The following is a 22,179-nucleotide window of genomic DNA, read 5'->3' as shown; positions in this document are numbered from 1 at the left end:
ATGCGCCGGACGCGCTAGACCTCGAGGCCGTCCCGGATGATCGTTTGCCCGGTTGGCCAGTCGGCGAACGACGCCCGCACGGGAAGCACCATCGCGGGGCCGATGAAGGTCTCCGGTTGCATCCGCGTGTCGATCATACGAGTCGTCAGCCCCACGACCTGCCGCCAACCGCCGGCGGAGTAGAACGGCACGAGGTCCGGGGCGCAGGTGAGGAATCCGAACGGCAACGCTTGGCTGTCGAGGGCCGAGGCCGCCTCGGCGAGCAGCCGGCGGCCGAGCCCCTCGCCCTGATAGCCGGGATCGACGCCGACCAGCCCCACGTCGCCGACAAGCTGTGACCGGCCGGACTCGAGACGCAGCATCCGGCGCACGAAGCCGATGTGGGCTACCGGGCGGTCGCCGTCGTAGCCGATCACGCGGGCCTCCGGGCGGGCACCCATCCAACTGCGGGTGCCGGTGAAGGTGGCGTGGTCTCGGGGGAAGTACCGCGAGAACAGCGTCGCCAGGGCGGTGTGGTCGTCGGCCGACAGGTCGGCTTCCCAACGCAGGGTCCACTCGATGTCAGCCATCCGTCCAGCCTAATCGGCAGGTCAGCGCCGATCGGGGCTGGGTGGGCCGAGGTGGCACCGGAAGGCTCTGCGCCCGGAATTCTGGGGGCGGGAGTTAGCTGGCGGCCGCCGCGTGCTCGGCCTGCACCTGGGCCGCCCGCTTGCGCAGAGCGCCGATGACGGTGCGCACGGCCAGTCGTTCCGCGCGGTCGGGCCGCATCAGCGCCACGATCTGCCGCTCGGCGTCAAGGCCACGCAAAGGCTTGAGCACCATGCGGCCGGGCTGGTTGCCGCCCGAGGTGTAGCGCGGCACCAGGGCGATGCCGAGGCCGGCCATGATGAACGACTCGATCAGGCGCATGTCGGCGAAGCGCTGTGTCACCCGGGCGCGGCCGCCGGTCTGCTGCTCGATGTCGTGCAGGATGCGTTCGAACGGGAACCCGCCGGGCACGCCGATCCAGGTCTCACCGACCACGTCGCTCGCACCGAGCGACGCCCGCCCGGCCAGGCGGTGGTCGGCCGGCAGTCCCACATCGAGAGGTTCGGTCATCAGCGGCACCGAGGTGAGCCCGCGCCCACCCCAGCCGAGCTGCCCGCGCATGCTGTGGGCGAGCACGATGTCGTAGTCGGAGGTGAGCGCCGGAAAGTCGCTGAGCTCCGGGTCCATGTCGGTGCAGTGCACGGCGAGGCCGTCGATCGCGTCGAGATCCTGCAGCACACCCGGCAGCAGCATCTGCCCGGCGGTGGGGAAGGTCACCAGGCTGACGTCGCCCGTTGCGCCGTTGCGGAAGGTGTCCCAGACCGCCGTCGCGCGCTCGAGGGCGACCGCGATATCCGTGGCGCTGGAGGCCAGAGCGCGACCAGCATCCGTGAGAACCAGACCGCGCCCACTGCGCTCGGTGAGAGGCAGACCGGCCTCTCGTTCGAGCACTTTGAGCTGCTGCGAGACCGCCGACGGCGTGCGGTGGGTGGCCCGTGCCACGGCCGTGATGCTGCCGCGCTCGGCCAGTTCGCGGAGCAGTTCCAGACGTTGCACATCCATGTAGCCAGCCTACATAGTCAGTACAGAACTGTGCGATTGTGCTGAAAGGTTGTTGATGGTCTTATAAAGGTGTCGGTTATCGGGCACACGCCCGCAATGACGCGGCCATCCACTTCCTTCCGAAAGGCACGACCCGTGTTCGTTTTCATGATCCTCATCTCCCTTGTGGCCGCTGGCTCCATCGTCGGCACCGTTGTCGCCGTCAACAAGGATGGCTACGGCCGCGTGCCGGAGAAGAAGCTCGTTCGCAGCTTCTAGACCGTGCGGTCCCGTTCACGCCTGCATCGTGCGCGGGACTCACGGCGGGTGTTGGCCTAAAGTAGCTCTGTGATGGATACCCGCAAGCAACTCATCGACTACATCTCGGCCGACGCCGTCTTCCACGGTGATTTCACCCTCACCAGCGGCAAGAAGGCCACGTACTACGTGGACCTCCGCAAGGTCAGCCTGGATCACCGGGTGGCCCCCCTGATCGGCCAGGTCATGCTCGACCTCATCCAGGACATTCCCGATGTTGTCGCCGTCGGCGGGATGACCATGGGGGCTGACCCCGTCGCCACCGCCATCCTGCACCAGGGCGCCGCTCGCGGCCTCGCCTACGACGCCTTCGTCGTTCGCAAGGAGCCCAAGGACCACGGCCGCGGCCGTCAGGTTGAGGGTCCCGATCTTGCCGGCAAGCGCGTCATCGTTCTCGAGGACACGTCGACGACGGGCGGATCGCCTCTCGCGGCCATCGAAGCCCTGCTTAAGGTGGGTGCCATCATCGCCGGAGTCGCCGTGGTCGTGGACCGCAGCACTGGGGCCCGCGAAGTCATCGAAGCTGCCGGCTACCCGTACTACGCGGCCATCGGACTCGAGGACCTGGGACTGAGCTGATGCCGGATCAGCGGGGCGGAAACGACGAGAACGACCTCGGCATCGACTGGCTCGAGGCACAATTGGGCGCCGATGACGGCACCGATGATTCCGACGCCGGCTCCGAGGCGTCCGACAGCGAAACCGGTGGGGCAGCGGACGGCGACACGGCCGACCGCGATGCCGACCAGACCGCTGACCGCGCCGCTGACCGCGCTGCTGACCGCCCGGCACCGGATACCCAGCCCGACTCGGCTCCGACCGTCGCCCTGACGAATCCGTTCGCCGAGCCTTCTGGTGCGCTCTCCGCGCCTCCTGCTGACGAATACGTGACCCGCGCCGAGCGTGCTGCCGCCGAGAGAGCTGCCGCCGATCGAGCCGCGGCGGATCGCGCTGCCGCCGATAAGGCTGCCGCTGACCGCGCTGCCGCCGATGAGGCTGCCGCTGACCGTTCTGCTGCTGACCGTGCTGCTGCTGACCGTGCTGCTGCTGACCGCGCTGCTGCTGACCGCGCTGCTGCTGACCGCGCTGCCGCGGAGGAAGCTGCCGTTGACCGTGCCGCTGCAGAGAGCGCGGCCGCCGACCGAGCGGCCGCCGAGAAAGCTGCGGCTGACCGCGCCGCCGCATCCCCGGTCGAAGCCGAGCTCGCCGACGAGCCCGCAGGCGGCACGGCCCAGGCCGCGGAGCCCGCTCCCGGTGGCTTCCGCTGGGGCCTCACGCCCCAGATCGAGCCCGACCCGGCCGTTCCCGCGTCGAGGCGCCCCACCCCGCCCGCGGGCGCTGCTGAGTCTGCTGCCGCTGCCGCCGCTTCTTCTTCTTCTCCTGCTTCGGCGCCTGCCGCAGCCGCTCCGCCCGCCGCACCAGCCCCGGTCGCCGCGCCCGTTCCTGCAACTGCCGCGATTCCGCCCATTGTGCCCGCGGCCCCCGTGGTTCCTGAGCCTGCCGCCCCGCGCACCACCCCGCCGGCACCGGCTGCCGCCGTACCGGCCGCGACCCCGGCCGCACCCGAGGCCGCACCGACCCCGGCCGCTGCCCCGCCGCTGGGCGTCACCCCGGCCCGGCCTGTGCCCGCGGTCCCGTCGGCCTCCGCGGCCGCGGCCGCCGCCGCCGCGGCCTCGGAGCCGTTGACCAAGGCCCCCGCGGAACCGCGGCGTGCCGCCGACATCGAACCGGCACCGTGGTGGACCACGCCGGCCCAGTCCCGCCTTGTCCCCACGGATGAAGAGCAGGAGGCGCGTCGCCATCGCACGCCGCCGAGCCCGCTCGACACCGGAGTGCAGCCGCCCTTCGGCGCACCCACCGCAGCGCCGCTGGCGCCCTCGCACCGCGCGGCCACCGGCGCCACGGCGACCCCGTCGGCTCGGCGTTCGCCTGTGCCCGCGGCCCTGCCCGAGTCGGTCCTCGCCGCTGCCGCCGCACCGGCCGTGACGGCCGCAGCTTCGGTTTCCGCTCCGCACGACTCCGATCGCGCCGACCGTCGCGCTGCCGCCGGCGGGCCGCCCCGGCGCCCCTCCACCCGCACCCTGTTCTGGGCCGGCGGCGCCGTTCTCGCCGTGCTCGTGATCATCGGACTCTTCTTCCTGGGCCAGGCCCTCGGCGGCACGCCCGTTGCCGCTCCCACCGCCTCGACGTCGGCCTCCGCCAGTGCCACCCCCACGCCGACCCCCACCCCGACACCGCCGCCCACCGCGCCGCAGGCGACCGGTGTGCACGCCTGGGACACTATGTTCGGCTCCGAGTGCATCGAGCCCTACACGTCCCCGTGGGACGAGGAATTCACCGTGGTCGACTGCGCCGCCCCGCACGCAGCCCAGTTGGTCTACCGGGGCATCCTGGAGGGCGAGAGCGGCTCGACGTTCCCGGGTGAAGAGGCCTTCGCGCAGCAGATCAACGTGCTCTGCTCGGCTCCGGGCACCATCGACTTCGCCGCCGCGGGAGAGTACTCCGACGTACAGCTGCAGGGCAGCTACCCGGTGACCGCCGAACAGTGGGATGCCGGCGACCGGTACTTCTACTGCTTCGCCAGCCGGTCCTCGGGCGAGCCGCTCACCACGAGCCTCGCCCCGGCGGCCTGATCAACCATCCGCGAGCCGTGAGAAAAGCCCCAAAAACCGGAGGTTTTTGGGGCTTTTCTCACGGCTCGCGGATTGTGGAGAGGCTCAGATCTGGTCGGACTCGATGGGTTCCCGGGCGAGAAGCTGGTGCACGCCGTCGAGGATCTCGTCGGGGCGGAACGGGTAGCGGGCGATCTCGGAGTCATCACTGATGCCGGTGAGCACGAGCACGGTGTGCAGCCCGGCCTCGATGCCGGCCACGATGTCGGTGTCCATCCGGTCGCCGATCATGCCGGTGTTCTCCGAGTGCGCGCCGATGCGGTTCATCGCCGAACGGAACATCATCGGGTTGGGCTTGCCCACCACGTAGGGCTCCATGCCGGTGGCCTTCGTGATGAGGGCGGCGATGGCGCCCGTGGCCGGCATCGGCCCCTCGGCACTTGGGCCGGTCGCATCCGGGTTGGTCACGATGAACCGGGCGCCCTTGAGCAGCAGACGGATGGCCTTGGTGATGGCCTCGAACGAGTAGTTGCGGGTCTCGCCCACCACCACGTAGTCCGGGTTGGTCTCGGTCATGATGAAGCCGGCCTCGTGAAGCGCGGTGGTGAGCCCCACCTCGCCGATCACAAAGGCCGTGCCGCCGGGGCTCTGCTGCTTGAGGAAGTCGGCCGTGGCCAACGCTGAGGTCCAGATGCGTTCCTCGGGAACATTGAGGCCGGAGGAGCGCAGCCGCGCCGACAGGTCACGCGGGGTGAAGATGGAGTTGTTGGTGAGCACCAGGAACGGAGTGCCCGCATCGGTCCACTGCTGCAGCAGTTCGGCGGCACCGGGCAGGGCCTGGTTCTCGTGCACCAGGACTCCGTCCATGTCGGTGAGCCAGCATTCGATCTCGTCACGCGTTCTCATGGCGGGCTCCTTCGTGTGGGGGAGGTGCGGTCGGCGGTCTCTGTGACCCCGCCCTCTCAGACTATCGGGCGAGGTCCGCGGGTCGTTCGGCGGGGTACTCAGCTGGTGAGCCAGATGGCTCCGGCAGCGTCGGGCGCGAGTGGATGCAGCCCGCCGGCGGGCAGTCGCACGGTGCCCGCATCGACGACATGCAGCAGGCTGCCCGGCACGATGCCGGCATCCGCCAGGGCGCGCAGTATGGCCGGATCGCGGTCGCTGACTCGCAGGACGGTTCCCGAGTGGCCGGGTGCGGCCTCGGCGAGCACCACCGCGGGCACCGGCGTCGTCGAACCGTCCGCGGCGGGGATGAGATCCCCGTGCGGGTCGGCCGTGGGGCGGCCCAGGTGGGTGTCGATGGCCTCGAGGAGGCGGTCGGAGATGGCGTGCTCGAGCACCTCGGCCTCGTCGTGCACCTCGTCCCAGGTGTAGCCGAGCTCCCGCACCAGCCAGGTTTCGATCAGGCGGTGCCGGCGCACCACCGCGGTCGCCTGCAACCGGCCGGCCGGGGTGAGGGTGAGCGGTCCGTAGGGCACGTGGGAGATCAGGCCGTCCGCGGCCAGTTTCTTGACCATCTCGGTCACCGACGACGGCGCGATGCCCAGCCGGGTGGCCAGAGCCTTGGGTGTGATCGGATCCGCCTGCCACTCGGTGTGCGCGTAGATGGTCTTGAGGTAGTCCTCGGCGGCTGCAGTGGGGGGTTTCATGGCGCCTTCAGAGTATCGGCCCGGTCTTACCCGGCGCTGAAGACCAGCACCAGGAGCACGGCGTTCAGTGCCACCAGCAGCACGGCGGCCACGGTCCCCGCGGCCGTGGTGAACCAGCGGTTGGTGAAGTCGCCGAGTAGGCCCCGCTGCGCGGTGAGCCAGACCAGCGGGATCAGGGCGAACGGGATGCCGAACGACAGCACCACCTGGCTGAGCACGAGGGCCTGGGTGGGGTCGAAGCCCACGCCCAGGATCACGAGGGCCGGGATGAGGGTGACCACGCGGCGCAGCAACAGTGGCACCCGCACCTTGAGCAGGCCATGCATGATCTCGGCGCCGGCGTACGCGCCCACCGAAGTGGAGGCCAGCCCCGAGGCCAGCAGGCCCACGGCGAACACCGTTGCGACGACCGGGCCCAGACCGCTCTGCAGGGCCAGGTAGGCGCCCTCGAGGGAGTCCGTGCCCGGCACGCCCTGCAGGGCCGAGGCTGCGAGCAGCAGGATGGCGAGATTCACAGTGCCGGCGATGAGCATCGCGATCGAAACATCCCACTTGGTCGCCCAGAGCAGCCGCCGGGTCGCCGCGGCGCCCTGGCGCATCGGGAACCTGTCCCGGGTGAGCGCCGAATGCGCGTAGATCGCGTGCGGCATGATCGTGGCGCCCAGGATCGACGCCGCGAGCAGCACCGAGTCGGTGCCCTCGAAGCGCGGCACGAGCCCGGCGACGACACCGCCGGCATCCGGCGGTGAGAAGAAGACGCCGGCCGTGAACCCCACCGTGATGATCAGCAACAGCGCCACGATCACCCGTTCGAAGACGCGCGGGCCCCGCCGGGTCTGCACGGTCAGCACGATCATCGAGATCACGCCGGTGATCACACCGCCGGCGAGCAGCGGCAGCCCGAAGAGCAGGTTCAGTGCCACGGCGCCGCCGATGATCTCGGCCAGGTCGGTGGCCATGGCCACGAGTTCGGCCTGTACCCAGTACAGTCGGCGGGCCGCGGGCCGGCGCAGCCGCACACCGAGCACCTCCGGCAGGCTCGTTCCCGTGACGATCCCGAGCTTGGCGGAGAGGTACTGGATCAGCCAGGCCATCAGGTTTCCGGCCACGACCACCCACACCAGCAGATAGCCGTACCGCGCGCCGGCAGTCATGTTGCTGGCCACATTGCCCGGGTCGAGATAGGCGACCCCCGCGACCAGGCGGGGCCGAGCAGCCAGAGCAGGCGGGTGGAGGCGACGCCGCTCACGGTGGGCAGCGGGGCCGGGGCTGCGACGGCCGAAGCGGACCTGTCAGTTTGAGGCATGCCTAAACACTATGTCTTTTTTAGGCCTACCGAAAGATCAGAGATCCCGCCCTGGCATGGCGGCGGGCGATGACCACGATTCCAGCGGCGGAACCGGCGAAGAGGGCGGCCAGCAGGGCCCAGCCCACCGGCCCGTGGGTGAGCACGGTGGCGGTGATCACCAGGGGTGCCACCATGGCGCCGAGGGAGAATCCCATCGAGAAGACGCCCTGGTAGGCGCCGGCCCGATCGGGTTCGGCCAGCTCGAAGCTCAGACCCCAGGTGCCGGCCGACGAGAGCACCTCCGCGAAGGTGTGCAGGAGCATCGCCACGACGAGCATCACGATGGCGGCCACGATCGGCACCAGACCGGACCCCGCGTAGGCCAGGCAGGCGACCAGCATCAGGAGCCCGGCCAGGCCTACCGCGTTCCCAGCGCGCCGCACGTCGTGGGTGCCGCGTGACAGCGGAATCTGGAAGGCGATCACGAGCGTGGTGTTCAAGATCAGCAGCACCGAGACCATGACCGTGGGAGCCTCGGTGAAATTCACCACCCAGAGCGGCAACCCGATCTCGGCCAGCCCGAACTGGATACCGAAGAGCCCGGACAGGGCGGTCAGGGCCAGATAGCGGGGGTTGCGGAACGGCGGCCGCCCGCTGGGCACCGGAGAAGGACCGGTCCGGGTCGTCACCCGGGCTGGCGCGTTGACCCGTCTGGGCAGCCGCCACACCACCAGGGTGCTGGCGAGCGTGGCCGTGCCGGCGAGCACGATCGCCAGCCGGAACGCGTCCCCCGTGCCAACCAGCAGCGGCACGCTCGCGAGAGCCGAGCCCAGGGCGATGCCGACGTTGGTGATGGTGCGGAGGATCGCACGGGCGTCCACCCGGGCGCCGCCCGTGAAGGCACGGGCGATGATCGCAGCGCGGGTGCTGTTGGCGGCCCGGTCTGCCCCGGTCACGACGCAGGCGATCAGCAGCACCAGGCCGAAGCTGGTGGACTGCGCGTAGGCGATCAGGGCCGCCCCCTCCAGCAGCACAATGGCGAACAGCAACCGGCGGGAGCTGATGCGGTCGGCCAGCTGTCCGCCGAGTAGGCCCGTGAGCACCCCTACTGCGCTCGCCACCGTGAGCACGATCGCCACTTCGGCCGTGGACAAGCCCACGATCAGGGTGAAGTACAGCACCGTCAGGGTGAAGAACACGCCGCGCCCCAGCGTGCTCACCAGGGCGTACGCCGAAAGGATGCGCAGCACCGGGTCGGTGAACGGCCCGGCCAGGCGCATCCGCCAGGAGCCGCGCGGCGGGTCGGACGGGGCACCGTCCTCCGCGGGCAACACGGGAATGAGGCCGGTGGACGGGGGCGGCGTGAGAGGCATTCGTCAGTTATGCCAGCGCGCCGAAGGTTGACGAACTTATGTAGCGTTGGGCTTCATGTTGCGATACGAGTTGAGCGAGGCCGATGTCGGCGACATCAAGTTCGGGGTGTCCCCGCTCTGCGAGATGGGCCTGTCGTTGCGGGCACTTACGGAACCCGGACGGTATCCGCTGCAGTCGGCCTGGCTGGCCCGCACGGCGTCGGCCCGGGCAGGAGCCGACACCGCCGTGCTGCTCGCCCTCATCGACGAGAGGCTCTGGACCCCCGACTTCCTCAACCCGCGCCCGAGTTCCCCGCTCACCCGGCTGCCCGACGAGCTGGCCGCTCTCGGACGCCGCGATCCCCGGCTGGTGCTCGGCCAGCTGGAAAAGCTGCACGGACGCGTGCCCCAGCCGTTCAGGGGCGACCCCGCTGCGGCGCTGCGGTTGATCGTGACGGTGTTGGCGGACTACTGGGAGCGCGCGTTCGCACCGCACTGGCCGCGGATGCGCAGCATTCTGCAGGCCGACATCGTGCACCGCGGCCGCCGGGTGGCCCAGAGCGGCCTCGCCGTGATGCTCAACGAGCTCGCACCGGAGATGAGCTTCGCCGACAACGTCGTGTCGGTGAAGAACCGCGAGGTCAACACCCGGGTCGTCGCCGCTGAGGGCCGGGTGTCACCCTCGTGCCCACCATGTTCGCCAACCGCGCGTCGGTGCCCTCGGAGCTCGATGAGCCGCCGTTGATCCTCTACTCCGCGCGCGGCCAGGGCGTGATGTGGCAGACGGAGAATCCCGTCACCGTGGCCGCGGTCTCGGCGCTCCTCGGTCGAACCCGCACGGCCCTGCTCCTGGCACTGGCCGAACCGGCGTCATCCACCGAACTCGGCCTGCGGTTCGGGGTGTCGGCATCCGCCGTCAACCAGCACCTGCGCGCGTTGCGGGACGGGGGACTGGTCACGTCCACCCGCTATGGCCACAGCATGCTGTATTTCCGCAGTGAATTGGGTGCGGCGCTAATCGATCATCACTGATGGTGGTGCCGGCCGGCGCCAGGTGTCAGGGGTCGATGACCAGCAGCAGGCCACCCGGGCTGTTCGCCTGGGCGTACATCTCGTTGATCCGGTCCCGGTCCAGGGCTGCGCCGAGCGCCCGCCGGTAGTGGAACTGCAGGGGGATGTGCGGCGTGAGCCAGATTGTGGACCGGTACTCGCCGGTGTTGGCCGGGCGGGTCCAGGAGAAGTAGAACGACTGTTGGAGGCGGAACTTGGCGCCGATGACGGCCTGCAGGTGGCTGAGCTCCTCATCGTCCAGCAGGATGTTGAGCGTCGAGTTGTAGACGAACCGGCCCATCGGTCAGCTTCGCGAGCGCGGCGCCGCTGCCGAGTTGCAGGCAGGAGTACACGTTCCCTGTTTCATCGCGACGCCCCCCGGGTCGTGTGTGTTGCGCGCTCGGCGGTACCGAGCAGAGCGGACGCCGAGATCCCTTCGCCCGGTCCAGTGCGCCCGATTCTCAATGTAGCGAGCAGCAGGGTCGGGAGGTGAGTCCCCATTCCGGGGCTCACCTCGCACACCGTGCGGCCTGGTGTGGGCCCGGCGCCCTAATCGCGCACGTCCTCCGGAATTTCCACGGGTGGCACAACGGCCTTGCCCCGGGTGCGCAGGTTCTCCCGGCCGGCCTTATAGAGCTCGCTGAGGATCGGGACGCCCGAGAGCAGCACGATGCCGATGATGAAGTATTCCGAGTAACGGGCCACGAAGTCGATCTGGCCCAGCAGGAAGCCCACCATGGTGAGGCCGACGCCCCAGGCGAAGGCACCGATCAGGTTGAAGGTGACGAACGTGCGGTAGCTCATCTTGCCGACGCCGGCCGCGAGGGGCACGAACGCGCGGAAGACGGGCAGGAAGCGGGCGATGATCACGGCCTTGCCGCCGTGCTTGGCGAAGAAGGCGTTGGTGCGCTCCACGTTCTTGGGGTTGAAGAACCGGTTCTGCTCGCGGGCGAACACCGCGGGCCCGGCCTTCCGCCCGATGCCGTACGCCAGCTGGTCGCCCGCGAATGCCGCGACGAAGATGATCGCGCAGGTCACGAAGATGGGGAACGGGATGTCCCCGGTGGCGGTGAGCAGCCCTACGGTGAAGAGCAGCGAGTCGCCCGGCAGGAACGACAACACGATGAACCCGGTCTCGACGAAAACCACGGCGGCTACGCCGAGGAGCACGAAGGAGCCGAACCAGCCGATCAGCCACTCGGAGTCGAGAAGATCGATGCCGAAGAGAGTGGGATGCATGGAAAGGCCTTCCGGTCGGGGTCATGAGTACGGTCTCGATCGGATGGTGCCGGCTTGCTGCGCGAACTCGCGCCTGTCGGGCCGGCAATGAGCACCCTGCGTACAAGGCTAGCGAACCGGATATGAACGGAAGCTGGGTGTGTGCCGGATAGGCCCGTGCCGGGAGCGTCAGAGTGCGGTGTTCGCATCCTGAGGTCCGCCACTGAGGAGAGCGACGCGCACGAGCGTGAGAGCTTCGTCGGTGGTGAGGCCCAGCTCGTGCGCGCGGTGGGCGAAGATCGCGGCGGCCTCGCGGGCGCCGGGACCGCTATCGCTTGCGGAAGACGCCGAGATGACCGATCCATTCCGCCCACGAGTGACGATGACGCCGTCGCGTTCGAGTTCACGGTAGCTGCGCGCCACAGTGTTCGGCGCGATGCCCAGGTCGTCTGCCAGGCGTCGCACCGTGGGCAGCTTCGCGCCGGGTCTGAGGTTGCCGGCCGCCACTGCCTCGACGATTTGGGCCCGTAGCTGTTCGTAGGGAGCGATCCCGGAATCGGGATCGATGACGATCATCACGCGGAGGTGCCTACGGCGCGGTCGGTCCAGAGCCGGCGCCAATAGTACTGCTGCGGCCTGGAGGCGAGGTCGACGATGAACAGTGTGACGCCGCCTGCCATCAGCACGGCGAGGAGGACAACGCCCACAGCCGCTGCGGTGGCACCGCCGCCCGCGTAGTCAGAGAGGGAGCCAATGTCGAAGAATGTGCTCAGCAGAGACACGAAGCCCAGAACTATCGGCACGGCGTGCAGGTCGCGCAGGGCCTGGGCGCGCAGGCCATCGTTCCAGGCGAGTTCGGTAGCGGATGCCGACGGCTGGCCGCGATCGAGGATCCGGCGTGACAGCAGGGCAGATGCCATCAGTCCTGACGCAGCCGCATAGGCGAGACAGGCGCCGGCAGATGTCCAGATGTAGGCGGCGGTGAGTCGGGCGTCCCCGAGGGCTCCCACGCTCAATGCGATCCACGCCGCGAACACGGCGAGCACGGCGAGGGCGGGAAGGAGGCGCCCGCTCCAGCGTTCCACCGCGGGAACGTAGTCGGCATAGACCGGGGTGGTGGGGCGGGCGACTCGCGGTCCGGCCAGGGGCCTCAGTGCACTCGTCGACGAGGCGAGGGCGGCGCCCACGGCACTACCGACACCCAGACCAGCGAAAACCAGAACAGGCACATAGGCGGCGTCGAAGCCGCCGGGTAGGAGGAGGGCGGCGATGACCGCGAGCCCGATACCGGTGAGGCCGCCCGTCAGGAGGGCGCGTTCACGGCGAATCAGACGCACGAGGAGCCTGTCCGAGAGCTCGGCCGGCACCGCTACCCCGAGGCGGCGCGCGTACTTGTCGAGCTCTCTGGCCCGGTTGGCCGGCTTACTCGAACTCAGCGGAGCGAACGAGAACACGATGGCGAGGGCACAGCACACGAACACGAGCGACACACGAGCCTCCAATTCCGGGAGCGGACGATTCGCATCCGCTTTCGTATCAATACAAAGAATGTATCAGTACAAAACGGCCGTGGGCAAGGGTAGGTGCCCAGCTCAGTGCTCCGCGGGATACGGTGGTGCAGTGCCAGAACCGTTGAACCCCTCGCCAGAGCTGTCCACCTACGGGGTCGGTCCGTGGATCGGCGAGTGGCCGGACGAGGCGTACTACGATTCCGAACTGCTCGAGCGTGGCGATACCCGCAACGTGATCGACCGCTACCGCTATTGGAAGATGGCGGCGATCGTCGCCGACCTCGACGAGAAGCGCAACCCGTTCCACGTGGCCATCGAGAACTGGCAGCACGACATGAACATCGGTTCCATCGTGCGCAGCGCCAACGCGTTCGGCGCCGACACCGTGCACATCGTGGGGCGCAAGCGCTGGAACAAGCGCGGCGCGATGGTGACCGACCGCTACCAGCACGTCATGCACCATCCGGATGTGGCGGCGTTCGTCGAGTGGGCACGCTCCGAATCCCTGCCCATCATCGCCATCGACAACATGCCCGGCAGCGTGATCATGGAGACTTATCGCTTCCCCGAGCGCTGTGTGATGCTCTTCGGGCAGGAGGGCCCCGGCCTCTCACCGGAGGCCGTTGCCGCCGGTGACGCCATGGTGGAGATCAGCCAGTTCGGCTCGACGCGCTCGATCAACGCCTCCGCAGCGGCGGCCGTGACCATGCACTCCTGGATTCTCCAGCACAGATTCTGACCATCCGCACCCCGCCGGGTCTAGCGTGGGGTCATGACTGTGATCACCGACGATCTCCCTGCCAGGCTCCTGCACGAAGCCCACGACGGATGGCGCGCCATCCTCGCGGGTAAGGGCGGCGACTACTACCAACGCACCATGACCGGTGACGCCCTGCTCATCCTCCCGGGCCAGGTGGTGGACCGGGATCACGTGCGGGCCGCCCTGGCCGCCGCCGGTCCGCTCGACCGCTATGAACTGCACGATCCGGCCGTGATCCGGGTCGGCGAGCATGCCGGCGTATTGGTCTACCGGTCGCTCGCCTGGCGGGGCGACGTGGTCACCGAGCTGCAGACGTCCACGACCTATCTCTTCGACGAGAACAACGGCGGCTGGTCCATCGCGGCCCATCAGGAGTCGCCCGTCTAGACCAGGGTGAGGCGGCCGGACGGGCGCCCGGCCGCGGGACACCCCGCAAGAACTTGCACTTCACTATGGAAAGTGCAAAGCTGCACTCTATGTCTGAGAGTGCAACGCCAACGCGCGTCGAGAAACGGATGCGCCAGACGGCCTCCGGCCTCACCTCCGTGTCCCGTCGTTTCACGGCCGAGCGTGGCCTGGCGGGCTTCACCATCGAGGAGGTCTGCGACTCCGTCGGGGTGTCGCGACGCACCTTCTTCAACTATTTCGCCAGCAAGGAAGACGCCGTCATCGGCGCCAATCCCGACGACGAGTACCGCAGCTTCGCCGAGCGGTTCCTGGCCCGCGGTGCCGGTACCTGGCCCCAGGTGCTCACCGACCTCATCGACCTCGCCATCGAGCACGTCGAGTCCAACGCCATGGATCCTCGGGAGCACACCGACCTTATGGCGGCCCTGGAGCGTGAGCCGCGTCTGCTGGCCCGCTTCATCGGTATGACGCGGGACCGCGACCGCCAGATGCGCGGGCTCATCGCCGAACGGCAGGGCGTCGGCGTCGACGATCCGCGTGCCGTCGCGATCGTGAGCATCCTGGCCACCCTCATGAAGGCATCCGCCGAGACCTTGGTCGACCCGTCCAACGACACCGACTTCGCCACCATTCTCACCACCTCGCTCGATGCCATGCGCCTCGTCCTGGCCGTGCCCACCCACCATTGAAAGGCAAGATTTCGTGACCATCACTTCCGAGGCGCCGCTGCTCCTCACCAAGCGGCGAATCTGGATCATCTTCGGCGCCCTGATCGCCGGCATGCTCCTGTCGAGCCTCGACCAGACCATCGTCTCCACGGCGATGCCCACCATCGTCGGCCAGCTCGGCGGCGTGGAGCACCAGGTCTGGCTGACCACGGCGTACCTGCTCGCGACCACCATCGTGATGCCGGTCTACGGCAAGTTCGGTGACGTGCTCGGCCGGCGCAACCTGTTCCTCATCGCGATCGCGCTGTTCACGCTCGCCTCGGTGGGCTGTGCCTTTGCGGGCGACTTCACCCAGCTGGTGGCCTGGCGCGCCGTGCAGGGCCTCGGTGGCGGTGGCCTGATGATCCTCTCCCAGGCGATCATCGCCGACATCGTGCCGGCCTCCGAGCGCGGCAAGTACCTCGGCCCGCTGGGCGCTGTGTTCGGTCTCTCCGCCGTCGGCGGACCCCTGCTCGGTGGCTTCTTCGTCGACCACCTCACCTGGCAGTGGGCGTTCTACATCAACATCCCCGTGGGCATCATCGCCTTCGCGATCGCCTGGTTCACCCTGCGACTGCCGAGCAAGAAGGCCACCCAGCCCATTGACATCCTCGGTGTGGTGTTCCTGTCGGCGTTCACGACCTGCCTGATCTTCTTCACCGACTTCGGCGGCGACTCCGCCCACGGCTGGGACGCCATCGAGACCTGGCTCTTCGGTGCCGGTCTCGTCGTGGCCGCGCTGCTCTTCGTACTCGTCGAGGCCCGCGCCAAGGATCCGATCATTCCGCTGTCACTGTTCCGCAACCCCACCTTCATCAACGCCACCGCGATCGGCCTCACCCTGGGCCTGGGCATGTTCTCGGCGATCGGCTTCGTGCCGACCTTCCTGCAGATGTCTTCGGGCACGTCCGCCGCGGCATCCGGGCTGCTGATGCTGCCGATGATGGTGGGCCTGATCGGCACGTCGATCATCTCGGGTGTCGCCATCACCAAGACCGGCAAATACAAGATGTTCCCGATCCTCGGCACCATCCTCACCGCGCTGGCCATGGTCGCCATGACCACGCTGGCCGCGGAGACGCCGATTTGGCTCATCTGCGTCTACCTGTTCGTCTTCGGCGCCGGCCTCGGCCTGATCATGCAGGTCGTCGTGTTGGTCTCGCAGAACTCGGTCGCGCCGTCGCTGATCGGTACCGCGACGAGCACGAACAACTACTTCCGCGAGGTCGGGGCGGCGCTCGGTGTGGCCGTGTTCGGCACCATCTTCACCACCCGCCTCACCGCCAACCTCACCGAGGTCTTCGCCGGCGCCGGCGCGAACGCGACGGATGCCGCCAACGCCACCGCCAGCATCGACCCGCAGACGCTCAACGCCCTGCCCGACGCCGTGCGTGACGGTGTTGTGGCGGCCTACGCGGATGCCCTCGCTCCGGTGTTCTGGTACCTGCTGCCCTTCATCGGCATCGCGTTCATCCTGGCGCTCGTGCTCAAGCAGATCCCGCTCTCCGATGTGGCCGGCATGGTCGCCCGGGGCGAGGCGGTCGGCGGAGCCGAGGCCGAGGCGCTCGAGGCCGCCCACCACGGCCACACGGGTTCGGGCGCGAGCGCTGTTGCGCCCGCGGACAACCGCTCCGACGACGCGCTGAAGGAACCAGAGCCCCGCTAGCGGATTTCCCGGCCGGCCCCGCTCATCCGGCCCGCCGACATGCGTCAAAATGCCCCTTCGCAGCGCGCGAGGGGGGAATTGGGCGCACCTCGGCTCCGCGCCCATCATCGACTGCGGCCGAAGTGACCCCTGAGCGCCCGCCAGGGGGCACTTCGCGGCAACTCGCAGTCACAGCCGGTGCCGGCGGATGTATCCGAACCGTCGACTAGGTCTATGGTCCCGGTTGTTCGGGCCTCGGTGGCCGTAGCCTGATTCCAGGCCGGTCTCGGGATGTCCCGCGAGTGTGCGGCTTCCCCCTCGACCGCGAAGGCCTGTGCCATGTCCCTCACCCTGTCCGCCCCGCCCACCATCCCCGGCGCCGACACCAGCTGCCGGGTGAGCACCGACGAGATCTTCGCCGCGCACGAGGGTGGCAAGCTGCGCATCGAGCTGGCCCGCCCCATCAACACCGCGCGCGACCTGGCCGTGGTCTACACCCCCGGCGTCGCCGAGGTCAGCCGGGCCATCCACACGGATGCCGCCGTCTCCGCCTCGCACACCTGGGCGAGCCGCCTCGTCGCCGTCGTCAGCGACGGCACCGCGGTGCTGGGTTTGGGCGATATCGGCCCGGCCGCGGCTCTGCCCGTGATGGAGGGCAAGTCGGCGCTGTTCCAGCGCTTCGCCGGGCTCAACTCGATCCCGCTGGTGCTCGACACCACCGATGTCGAAGAGATCGTCGAGACCCTGGTGCGACTTCGCCACAGCTTCGGCGCCGTGAACCTCGAAGACGTGTCGGCCCCGCGCTGCTTCGAGCTCGAGACCAAGCTGATCGAGGCCCTCGACATGCCCGTGATGCATGACGACCAACACGGCACGGCCGTCGTGGTGCTCGCGGCGATCACCAACGGTGCCAAGGTGTTGGGCCGCGACCTCCGCGGGCTCCGGGTCGTCGTCTCCGGCGCGGGCGCTGCGGGCATCGCCATCGCCGCCCTCCTGCTTGAGGTGGGTATCGAAGACGTGCTCGTATTGGACTCGAAGGGCATCCTGAGCAATCGCCGGTTCGACCTGTTGGGGGTCAAGGCCCGGTTCGCGCTCAGGTCCAACCCGCACCAGATCCACGGCGGCCCGGCCGAGGCGCTGGTGGGCGCGGACGTCTTCATCGGCGTCTCCTCGAGCACGGTCGACGAGAAGTTGCTCGCCACGATGTCGGACGACGCCATGATCTTCGCGCTGTCCAACCCCGACCCGGAAGTGGCGCCAGAGGTGGCCGCCAGCTACGCCCGCATCGTCGCTACCGGGCGCAGCGACTACCCCAACCAGATCAACAACGTGCTCGCCTTCCCCGGCATCTTCCGGGGTGCACTGGATGCCGGCGCCCGCCGGATCACCACCGCCATGAAGATCGCCGCTGCCACGGCCATCGCCGACCTGGTCGGTGACGACCTGGCCGCCGATTTCATCGTGCCGAGCCCGTTCGACGACCGCGTCGCACCCGCTGTGGCTGCCGCGGTGATCGCCGCCGTCGACATGCACGCACGTCACGAGGTCCCCTGAGGAAACGCACTTCAGAAGGAGACCCCGCGACCCGCCCTGCGGTTCGTCCCGTCGTTGGTCTAGCCGCGCGACCGGCCCCATGGTGACTCATTCGGGAACTTTGCACGGTTGTGACGCTCCGCGACTATGCGAAGTTCCGAAATGAGTGCAGGCTGCGCCGTGCACGTCCGCCGAGCAGACGTCAGAACAGGGTGTGCTGCACCCGGTCGAGGGGGAGCAAACCCGTCAGGCTGACGCGCAGCCCGGCCAGCCGGGGCACCCGTTCACCGCCGAGCAGATCGGTAGCCACGGCCAGCCACGTGTCCCGGCCGGTCGTTGCCGCCACGAGCGTGCGCTTGAGCACGATCGCCTTGCCGCCGGGCTCCGGCCGCAGGGTGAGCGTGATCCCCGTGCCGGCGAGGCCGGCCCGCTCCGCGCGCTTGCAGAGCCGGTCGACGCAGGCCTGCACCAGTTCGGTCGGGGTCTTATCCGGCCGGTCGTAGCCGGCGGTCGACCCCTCCGCGGTGAGGGCGGTCCGCGCCTCGACCGGTCGCACGACGGCATCGTCGGTGCCCTCCCGGATGCGCCACAGGCGGCGGGCCATGGCGGTGCCGCAGACGTGCTGCAGCTCGTTCTGCGGAATGCCGTCCACGTCGCCGAGCCGGGCCACCCCGATCCGGTTGAGGCGTGCCAGAGTGGTGGCACCGATGCCCCAGACCTCGCCGAGCGACAGGGTCGTGCGCAACACCACTTCCTCCGCGGGATCGATCACGGACAGCCCGTCGGGCTTGGCCCGGCGGGAGGCCAGCTTGGCCATGAGCTTGGTGCGGCCCACGCCCACGCTGATCGCGATGCCGAGTTCGCGGGCCACCCGTCGGCGCAGAACCTGCCCGGCCTCCACGGCGCCCGCCCGATCGGCCGCACCCACGTCGAGGAAGGCTTCCTCGATGGAGCCGGGCTCCACGGCGACAGCCGAGTCGTGGAAGATGTCGAACAGGGCGTCGCCCACCTCCTCGATCTCCGCCCGGGGCACATCGATCAGGATCAGTTCCGGACACTGTCGGAGTGCATCCTGGGCCAGCATCCCCGCGCGAACCCCGCGAGCGCGAGCCGGATAGGTGGCGCTGGCGATGTACACGTGGGCCACGACGGCGACGGGCTGCGCGGCGAGTTCCGGCCGGGAGCGCAACGCGACCGATGCGAAGAATGAGTCGGCGTCGGCATGGAGAATTGGGCTGGCCGTCATCGATGCTCGCCCTCGACCTGTGCCATGTCTCAATAGTACATGTGTTCGATTCGCGGCGCCCGTCGTGGGGCACGGCCGCGGCCGCCGCCCCGCATCGAGCGGGTGGGCGGCCGTTCGGGTTAGCCGATCAGGCTGGGTTTGAGGTCGCGCAGGGTGCGGAAGTGCGTCATCCGCACCACGCCGATCGCGGCGAGCACCAGCGCCCCGGTCAGCCAGAGCAGCAGCACGCCGGCGTCGTTCAACGCGGTGGCCGGGTTTCCGCCGTACATCAGCTGACGGATGCCGTCGACCGCGTAGCTCATCGGCATCACGTGGTGCAGAAATGCCAGGGGAGCGGGCAGGGTCTGCCACGGGAAGGTCCCGCCAGCGGTGACCAACTGGATCACCATGAGCACGAGCCCGACGAACTGTCCCACGCTTCCCAGCCACACGTTCAGCGCGAGGATGATCGCCGCGAACGTCATCGCGGCCAGGCCCATCATCGCGTAGGTGCCTACCGGGTTGTGCACCTCGAAGTGCAGCACGCCGGTGAGGATCCCGAACAGCGCCGCCATCTGCAGCAGCCCCAGGATCCCAGGGGTGAGCCAGCCGGCCAGGGTGATCTTCAGCGGCGAGTGCAACGCCGTGATGGCGCGGCGGGAGACCGGCTTCACGATCAGGAAGAGGGCGTAGATCCCGATCCAGCCGGCCAGGCTCGCGAAGAACGGGGCGAGCCCGGCGCCGTAAGTGCCGGCGGACGTCACGGCCGCCTTCTGCAGGTCGACCGGGTCGGCGATGGTGGAGCCCTGCAGGTCGCGGGTGGTCGCATCAGTGTCGGGGATGCTGTTGACGCCGTTGGTCAGCCCGTCGCGCAGGGTGCCCGCCCCGGTCTTGAGGCCGAGCAGCCCGTCGCTGAGCGAGGAGGCTCCGGTGGCGAGACTGTCCGCGCCGGTCTTGGCCGAGCTGGCGCCCGTCGACAGGGTCGCGGCGCCGGTGGCGGCGGAGGTCGCGCCGGAACTCAGGGTCGCGGCGCCTGCGGCGGTCTGGTCGGCTCCTGCGGCCAGAGTGGACGCTCCGCTCGCGGCCTGGCCGGCCCCGGTGGCGAGGGCGCTGGCCCCGTCGGCGCTCTGGTGGGCACCGGTGGCGAGGGTGGCTGCACCATCGGCCGTCTTGCGGGCTCCGGCCGACGCCGTAGCCGCGCCGGTGGCCAGGGTCGTGGCCCCGTCGGCGCTCTGCTGGGCGCCGGTGGCCGTCGCGGCGGCTCCAGCGGCCAGCTGGGTGGTGCCGGTCGACAGGGTGGCGATGGCGGTGCCCGCCTGCGTCAGGGCGGCTCCGCTCTGGGTGAGGGTGCCGCCGATCGGAGTCAGGGTCGCCAGGGCCTCATCGATCTGGGCAGGGCTCAGGCCGTCGGCAGTGAGCTGGTCGGCCAGGGCCGTCTGTGCGGCGGTGTAGACGGCGCCGGCCCCGGCGACGCCGGCGGACGCTTGCTGCGCGGCCGTGTTCAACGCCGCCGTGCCGTCGGCCACCTTCTGGGCGGCGGTGGCCACCTGGGCTGCTCCCGCCGAGACCTTGCCCGTGCCGTCGGCGAGGGATGCGGCGCCCTGCGAGAGTGCGGCGGTGCCGTCGGCCACCTGGCCGGTCGCCGTCGCGAGAGAGTCTGCGCCCGTGGCGACCTGCGCCGTGCCGGCGGCCAGGCTGCCGGCACCCGTGCTCAGCGTGCCCGCTCCCGTCGCCAGGGCATCGGCGCCCGAGGCCACCTGGCCCGTGCCGTCGGCCACCTTGCTGGCGCCGTCGGCGACCTTCCCGGTACCGTCGGCCAGGCTGCCGGCGCCCGAGGCCAGCTGGCCGGTGCCGTCGGCGAGCTGGCTCGCGCCATCAGCCAGGCTGGAGCCGCCGTCGGCGGCGGTGCCCGCGCCATCCGTGAGCTGGCCCGCGCCGTCGGCCGCGTCGACCAGGCTCGAGCGGATGTCGGAGAGCCCGATGAGCAGCTGGTCGGCGGCTTGCTCGTTCACCCGGGCCACGATGGCGTCCCGGATGCTCTGTGCCGCCTGGCTGCCGATCGTGGAGGCGAGGTAGCTGTTGGTGTCGTTCGTGGTGAGGGTGATGGTGGCCTGGTGCGGCGAATCCGTCGACGAGGAAGCGATCGAGCTGGAGAAATCGGCGGGGATCGTGACACTGAAGTCGTAGGTGGCATCGGCGACGCCGGCCTGGGCGGTGTCGGCGGTGACTGTGTGCCAGTCGAAGGTGCCGTCGTCGATGAGCTGCTCGGCGACATCCGACCCGTAGTTCGTCGCCGTGCCGTCGGACTCGGCGCCGGTGTCGGCCACCACCAGGGCGACCGGTACCCGGTCCAGGCCCGCGTACGGGTCCTGGTTGGCCCACAGGTACAGGCCGCCGTAGAGCACGGGCACGAGCATCAGGGCCACGAGGGCGACCCGGGACATCGTGGTGGCGGTCAGGCGCGCCAGTTCGGCGCGGATCATGGCGAAGATCTTCACAGTGCGGCGGTTCCCATGCTGTCGTGAGCGGAGCGGACGAGTCCGGCGGGGAGCACGCCGGACGGTTCGAGGTTGGCGAGTTCCAGGTCGGCAATGGCGTGGGCGGATGCGTCACCCGCGATGACGAGAACGGCATAGCCGCGCGCCGCCAGGCCGCCGGCCACGTCCCACCAGCCCAGGGGGTCGCCACCGTGCCGGTCGGGGGAGGTGAGCACCAGGCCCAGCACCCCGTCACGCAGCACGGCCAGCTCGGTGAGCAGCCGCACCCGGTCGTCTGGGGCGAGGTCGCCCATATCGGAGCGGGCCTGGTCGGCCAGGCCGAAGTCGGCGAGCATCCTCCGAACGGTGCGGCGGCGACCGAGGTGGCCGGCGAACATCAGTTCCTCCGCGACCACGTCCTCCACTCGCACATCGGCGGCGGGCTCGGAGACCCCGAGGGCGTCGACGAGGGCGATCTGGCGGCGCAGTCCCGCATAGTCGGTGCGGCCGTCCAGGGTCACGGCGCCGGAGTCCGGGCGCATCCGGCCGGAGGCGACGAGGCCGAGGACCGTGGGGCGACGTTCGGTCTCGGCGCGCGCGAAGGTCACGGTGCCACTGCCGAATTCCAGGGTCGTCGGCGGCAGGGCCGAGTCTTTCGGTCCTTTGGTGACAGCAGTGAGGTTCACGCGCATAGAGCGCCTCCGGGGGTCGCGGGGAGCCCGGTTCGACGCGGACCCAGCCTGGGGGAGTGGCGTCGCGGCGCTGCGACCAGGGGTCATACTCTAGGCCCGTTTTCTACTGACTGGTCAGTTTCTGGACGAACGCTCAGACACGGCACAAAGCGAGCCCCCGGTTGC

At 69.6% G+C, this 22,179-nt stretch carries 22 protein-coding genes and 1 pseudogene; 10 read left to right on the top strand and 13 right to left on the bottom strand.

Annotated features, from left to right (window positions below):
• Nucleotides 1-14: 14 nt before the first annotated feature.
• Both KY500_RS14310 and KY500_RS14305 read right to left on the bottom strand, forming a co-directional pair.
• Nucleotides 15-569, bottom strand: a complete 555-nt coding sequence (locus KY500_RS14310; RefSeq protein WP_219901107.1) for a GNAT family N-acetyltransferase — start codon at nt 567-569, stop codon at nt 15-17.
• Nucleotides 570-663: 94 nt separating this feature from the next.
• Nucleotides 664-1,590, bottom strand: coding sequence for a LysR family transcriptional regulator (locus KY500_RS14305; RefSeq protein WP_219901106.1), 927 nt, complete (start codon nt 1,588-1,590; stop codon nt 664-666).
• Nucleotides 1,591-1,725: 135 nt separating this feature from the next.
• On the opposite strand from KY500_RS14305, the gene KY500_RS19460 reads away from it, so the two are divergent.
• The 3 genes from KY500_RS19460 to KY500_RS14295 all read left to right on the top strand — a co-directional run bounded on the left by KY500_RS19460 (nt 1,726) and on the right by KY500_RS14295 (nt 4,520).
• On the top strand, nt 1,726-1,848 hold the full coding sequence (locus tag KY500_RS19460; RefSeq protein WP_255579372.1) for a hypothetical protein: 123 nt from the start codon (nt 1,726-1,728) through the stop codon (nt 1,846-1,848).
• 72 nt (nt 1,849-1,920) lie between these two features.
• The gene (pyrE, locus tag KY500_RS14300) at nt 1,921-2,466 is read left to right on the top strand and encodes an orotate phosphoribosyltransferase (RefSeq protein WP_066598157.1); all 546 of its coding nucleotides are present in this window, start codon (nt 1,921-1,923) and stop codon (nt 2,464-2,466) included.
• Nucleotides 2,466-4,520, top strand: coding sequence for a septum formation family protein (locus KY500_RS14295; RefSeq protein ID WP_219901105.1), 2,055 nt, complete (start codon nt 2,466-2,468; stop codon nt 4,518-4,520). Before pyrE ends, KY500_RS14295 begins: the two co-directional genes overlap by 1 nt.
• Nucleotides 4,521-4,604: 84 nt before the next feature.
• Here KY500_RS14295 and KY500_RS14290 read toward each other — a convergent pair whose 3' ends face one another.
• The 4 genes and pseudogenes from KY500_RS14290 to KY500_RS14275 all read right to left on the bottom strand — a co-directional run bounded on the left by KY500_RS14290 (nt 4,605) and on the right by KY500_RS14275 (nt 8,809).
• Nucleotides 4,605-5,405, bottom strand: coding sequence for an HAD-IIA family hydrolase (locus tag KY500_RS14290; protein ID WP_066598154.1), 801 nt, complete (start codon nt 5,403-5,405; stop codon nt 4,605-4,607).
• Nucleotides 5,406-5,503: 98 nt separating this feature from the next.
• Nucleotides 5,504-6,148 (bottom strand): metal-dependent transcriptional regulator, encoded by a 645-nt coding sequence (locus KY500_RS14285; protein WP_219901104.1) that lies wholly within the window; start codon nt 6,146-6,148, stop codon nt 5,504-5,506.
• Nucleotides 6,149-6,174: 26 nt separating this feature from the next.
• Nucleotides 6,175-7,454: pseudogene (locus KY500_RS14280) on the bottom strand (Nramp family divalent metal transporter).
• 26 nt (nt 7,455-7,480) lie between these two features.
• Entirely contained in the window at nt 7,481-8,809 is a 1,329-nt protein-coding gene (locus KY500_RS14275; protein WP_219901103.1) for an MFS transporter, read from the bottom strand.
• Nucleotides 8,810-8,864: 55 nt separating this feature from the next.
• Here KY500_RS14275 and KY500_RS14270 point away from each other — a divergent pair, with 55 nt between their 5' ends.
• Together KY500_RS14270 and KY500_RS19455 are read left to right on the top strand one after the other, a co-directional pair.
• The gene (locus KY500_RS14270; protein WP_255579370.1) at nt 8,865-9,533 is read left to right on the top strand and encodes a DUF5937 family protein; all 669 of its coding nucleotides are present in this window, start codon (nt 8,865-8,867) and stop codon (nt 9,531-9,533) included.
• On the top strand, nt 9,482-9,820 hold the full coding sequence (locus KY500_RS19455; protein ID WP_255579368.1) for a helix-turn-helix transcriptional regulator: 339 nt from the start codon (nt 9,482-9,484) through the stop codon (nt 9,818-9,820). Before KY500_RS14270 ends, KY500_RS19455 begins: the two co-directional genes overlap by 52 nt.
• A 25-nt stretch (nt 9,821-9,845) precedes the next feature.
• Here KY500_RS19455 and KY500_RS14265 read toward each other — a convergent pair whose 3' ends face one another.
• The 4 genes from KY500_RS14265 to KY500_RS14250 all read right to left on the bottom strand — a co-directional run bounded on the left by KY500_RS14265 (nt 9,846) and on the right by KY500_RS14250 (nt 12,546).
• Nucleotides 9,846-10,139 carry an ATP-dependent DNA ligase gene (locus KY500_RS14265; protein ID WP_219901102.1) on the bottom strand — a complete coding sequence of 98 codons (294 nt, stop codon included), beginning with the start codon at nt 10,137-10,139 and terminating at the stop codon, nt 9,846-9,848.
• A 248-nt stretch (nt 10,140-10,387) separates the two neighbouring features.
• The gene (locus tag KY500_RS14260) at nt 10,388-11,077 is read right to left on the bottom strand and encodes a DedA family protein (protein WP_219901101.1); all 690 of its coding nucleotides are present in this window, start codon (nt 11,075-11,077) and stop codon (nt 10,388-10,390) included.
• Between the two features lie 168 nt (nt 11,078-11,245).
• Nucleotides 11,246-11,632 (bottom strand): GntR family transcriptional regulator, encoded by a 387-nt coding sequence (locus KY500_RS14255; RefSeq protein WP_219903453.1) that lies wholly within the window; start codon nt 11,630-11,632, stop codon nt 11,246-11,248.
• Nucleotides 11,632-12,546, bottom strand: a complete 915-nt coding sequence (locus KY500_RS14250; protein ID WP_219901100.1) for a hypothetical protein — start codon at nt 12,544-12,546, stop codon at nt 11,632-11,634. Before KY500_RS14250 ends, KY500_RS14255 begins: the two co-directional genes overlap by 1 nt.
• Nucleotides 12,547-12,676: 130 nt before the next feature.
• Between KY500_RS14250 and KY500_RS14245 the strand changes: the two genes are divergently transcribed.
• The 5 genes from KY500_RS14245 to KY500_RS14225 all read left to right on the top strand — a co-directional run bounded on the left by KY500_RS14245 (nt 12,677) and on the right by KY500_RS14225 (nt 17,641).
• Entirely contained in the window at nt 12,677-13,306 is a 630-nt protein-coding gene (locus KY500_RS14245; RefSeq protein ID WP_219901099.1) for an RNA methyltransferase, read from the top strand.
• 33 nt (nt 13,307-13,339) lie between these two features.
• Nucleotides 13,340-13,714 carry a DUF4440 domain-containing protein gene (locus KY500_RS14240; protein WP_120339113.1) on the top strand — a complete coding sequence of 125 codons (375 nt, stop codon included), beginning with the start codon at nt 13,340-13,342 and terminating at the stop codon, nt 13,712-13,714.
• A gap of 89 nt (nt 13,715-13,803) precedes the next feature.
• Nucleotides 13,804-14,424, top strand: a complete 621-nt coding sequence (locus tag KY500_RS14235) for a TetR/AcrR family transcriptional regulator (protein WP_219901098.1) — start codon at nt 13,804-13,806, stop codon at nt 14,422-14,424.
• A 13-nt stretch (nt 14,425-14,437) separates the two neighbouring features.
• Complete coding sequence (locus KY500_RS14230) at nt 14,438-16,108, top strand: MDR family MFS transporter (RefSeq protein ID WP_255579366.1); 1,671 nt, start codon at nt 14,438-14,440, stop codon at nt 16,106-16,108.
• A 318-nt stretch (nt 16,109-16,426) separates the two neighbouring features.
• Nucleotides 16,427-17,641, top strand: a complete 1,215-nt coding sequence (locus tag KY500_RS14225; RefSeq protein WP_219901096.1) for an NADP-dependent malic enzyme — start codon at nt 16,427-16,429, stop codon at nt 17,639-17,641.
• A 181-nt stretch (nt 17,642-17,822) separates the two neighbouring features.
• On the opposite strand, the gene KY500_RS14220 is transcribed toward KY500_RS14225, so the two are convergent.
• From KY500_RS14220 to KY500_RS14210, 3 genes are all read right to left on the bottom strand, one after another.
• Nucleotides 17,823-18,866, bottom strand: a complete 1,044-nt coding sequence (locus KY500_RS14220; RefSeq protein WP_219901095.1) for a DNA polymerase IV — start codon at nt 18,864-18,866, stop codon at nt 17,823-17,825.
• Nucleotides 18,867-18,985: 119 nt separating this feature from the next.
• Nucleotides 18,986-21,343, bottom strand: coding sequence for a YhgE/Pip domain-containing protein (locus KY500_RS14215; protein ID WP_255579364.1), 2,358 nt, complete (start codon nt 21,341-21,343; stop codon nt 18,986-18,988).
• Nucleotides 21,340-22,014: a hypothetical protein gene (locus KY500_RS14210; protein ID WP_219901094.1), complete on the bottom strand. Its 675-nt coding sequence runs from the start codon at nt 22,012-22,014 to the stop codon at nt 21,340-21,342. Before KY500_RS14210 ends, KY500_RS14215 begins: the two co-directional genes overlap by 4 nt.
• Nucleotides 22,015-22,179 lie beyond the last annotated feature (165 nt).

The sequence above is a fragment of the Cryobacterium sp. PAMC25264 genome, from assembly GCF_019443325.1.
Lineage (GTDB): Bacteria > Actinomycetota > Actinomycetes > Actinomycetales > Microbacteriaceae > Cryobacterium.
The sequence above is the reverse complement of the archived record's forward strand: the minus strand, read 5'-3'. Positions and strand labels throughout refer to the sequence as shown.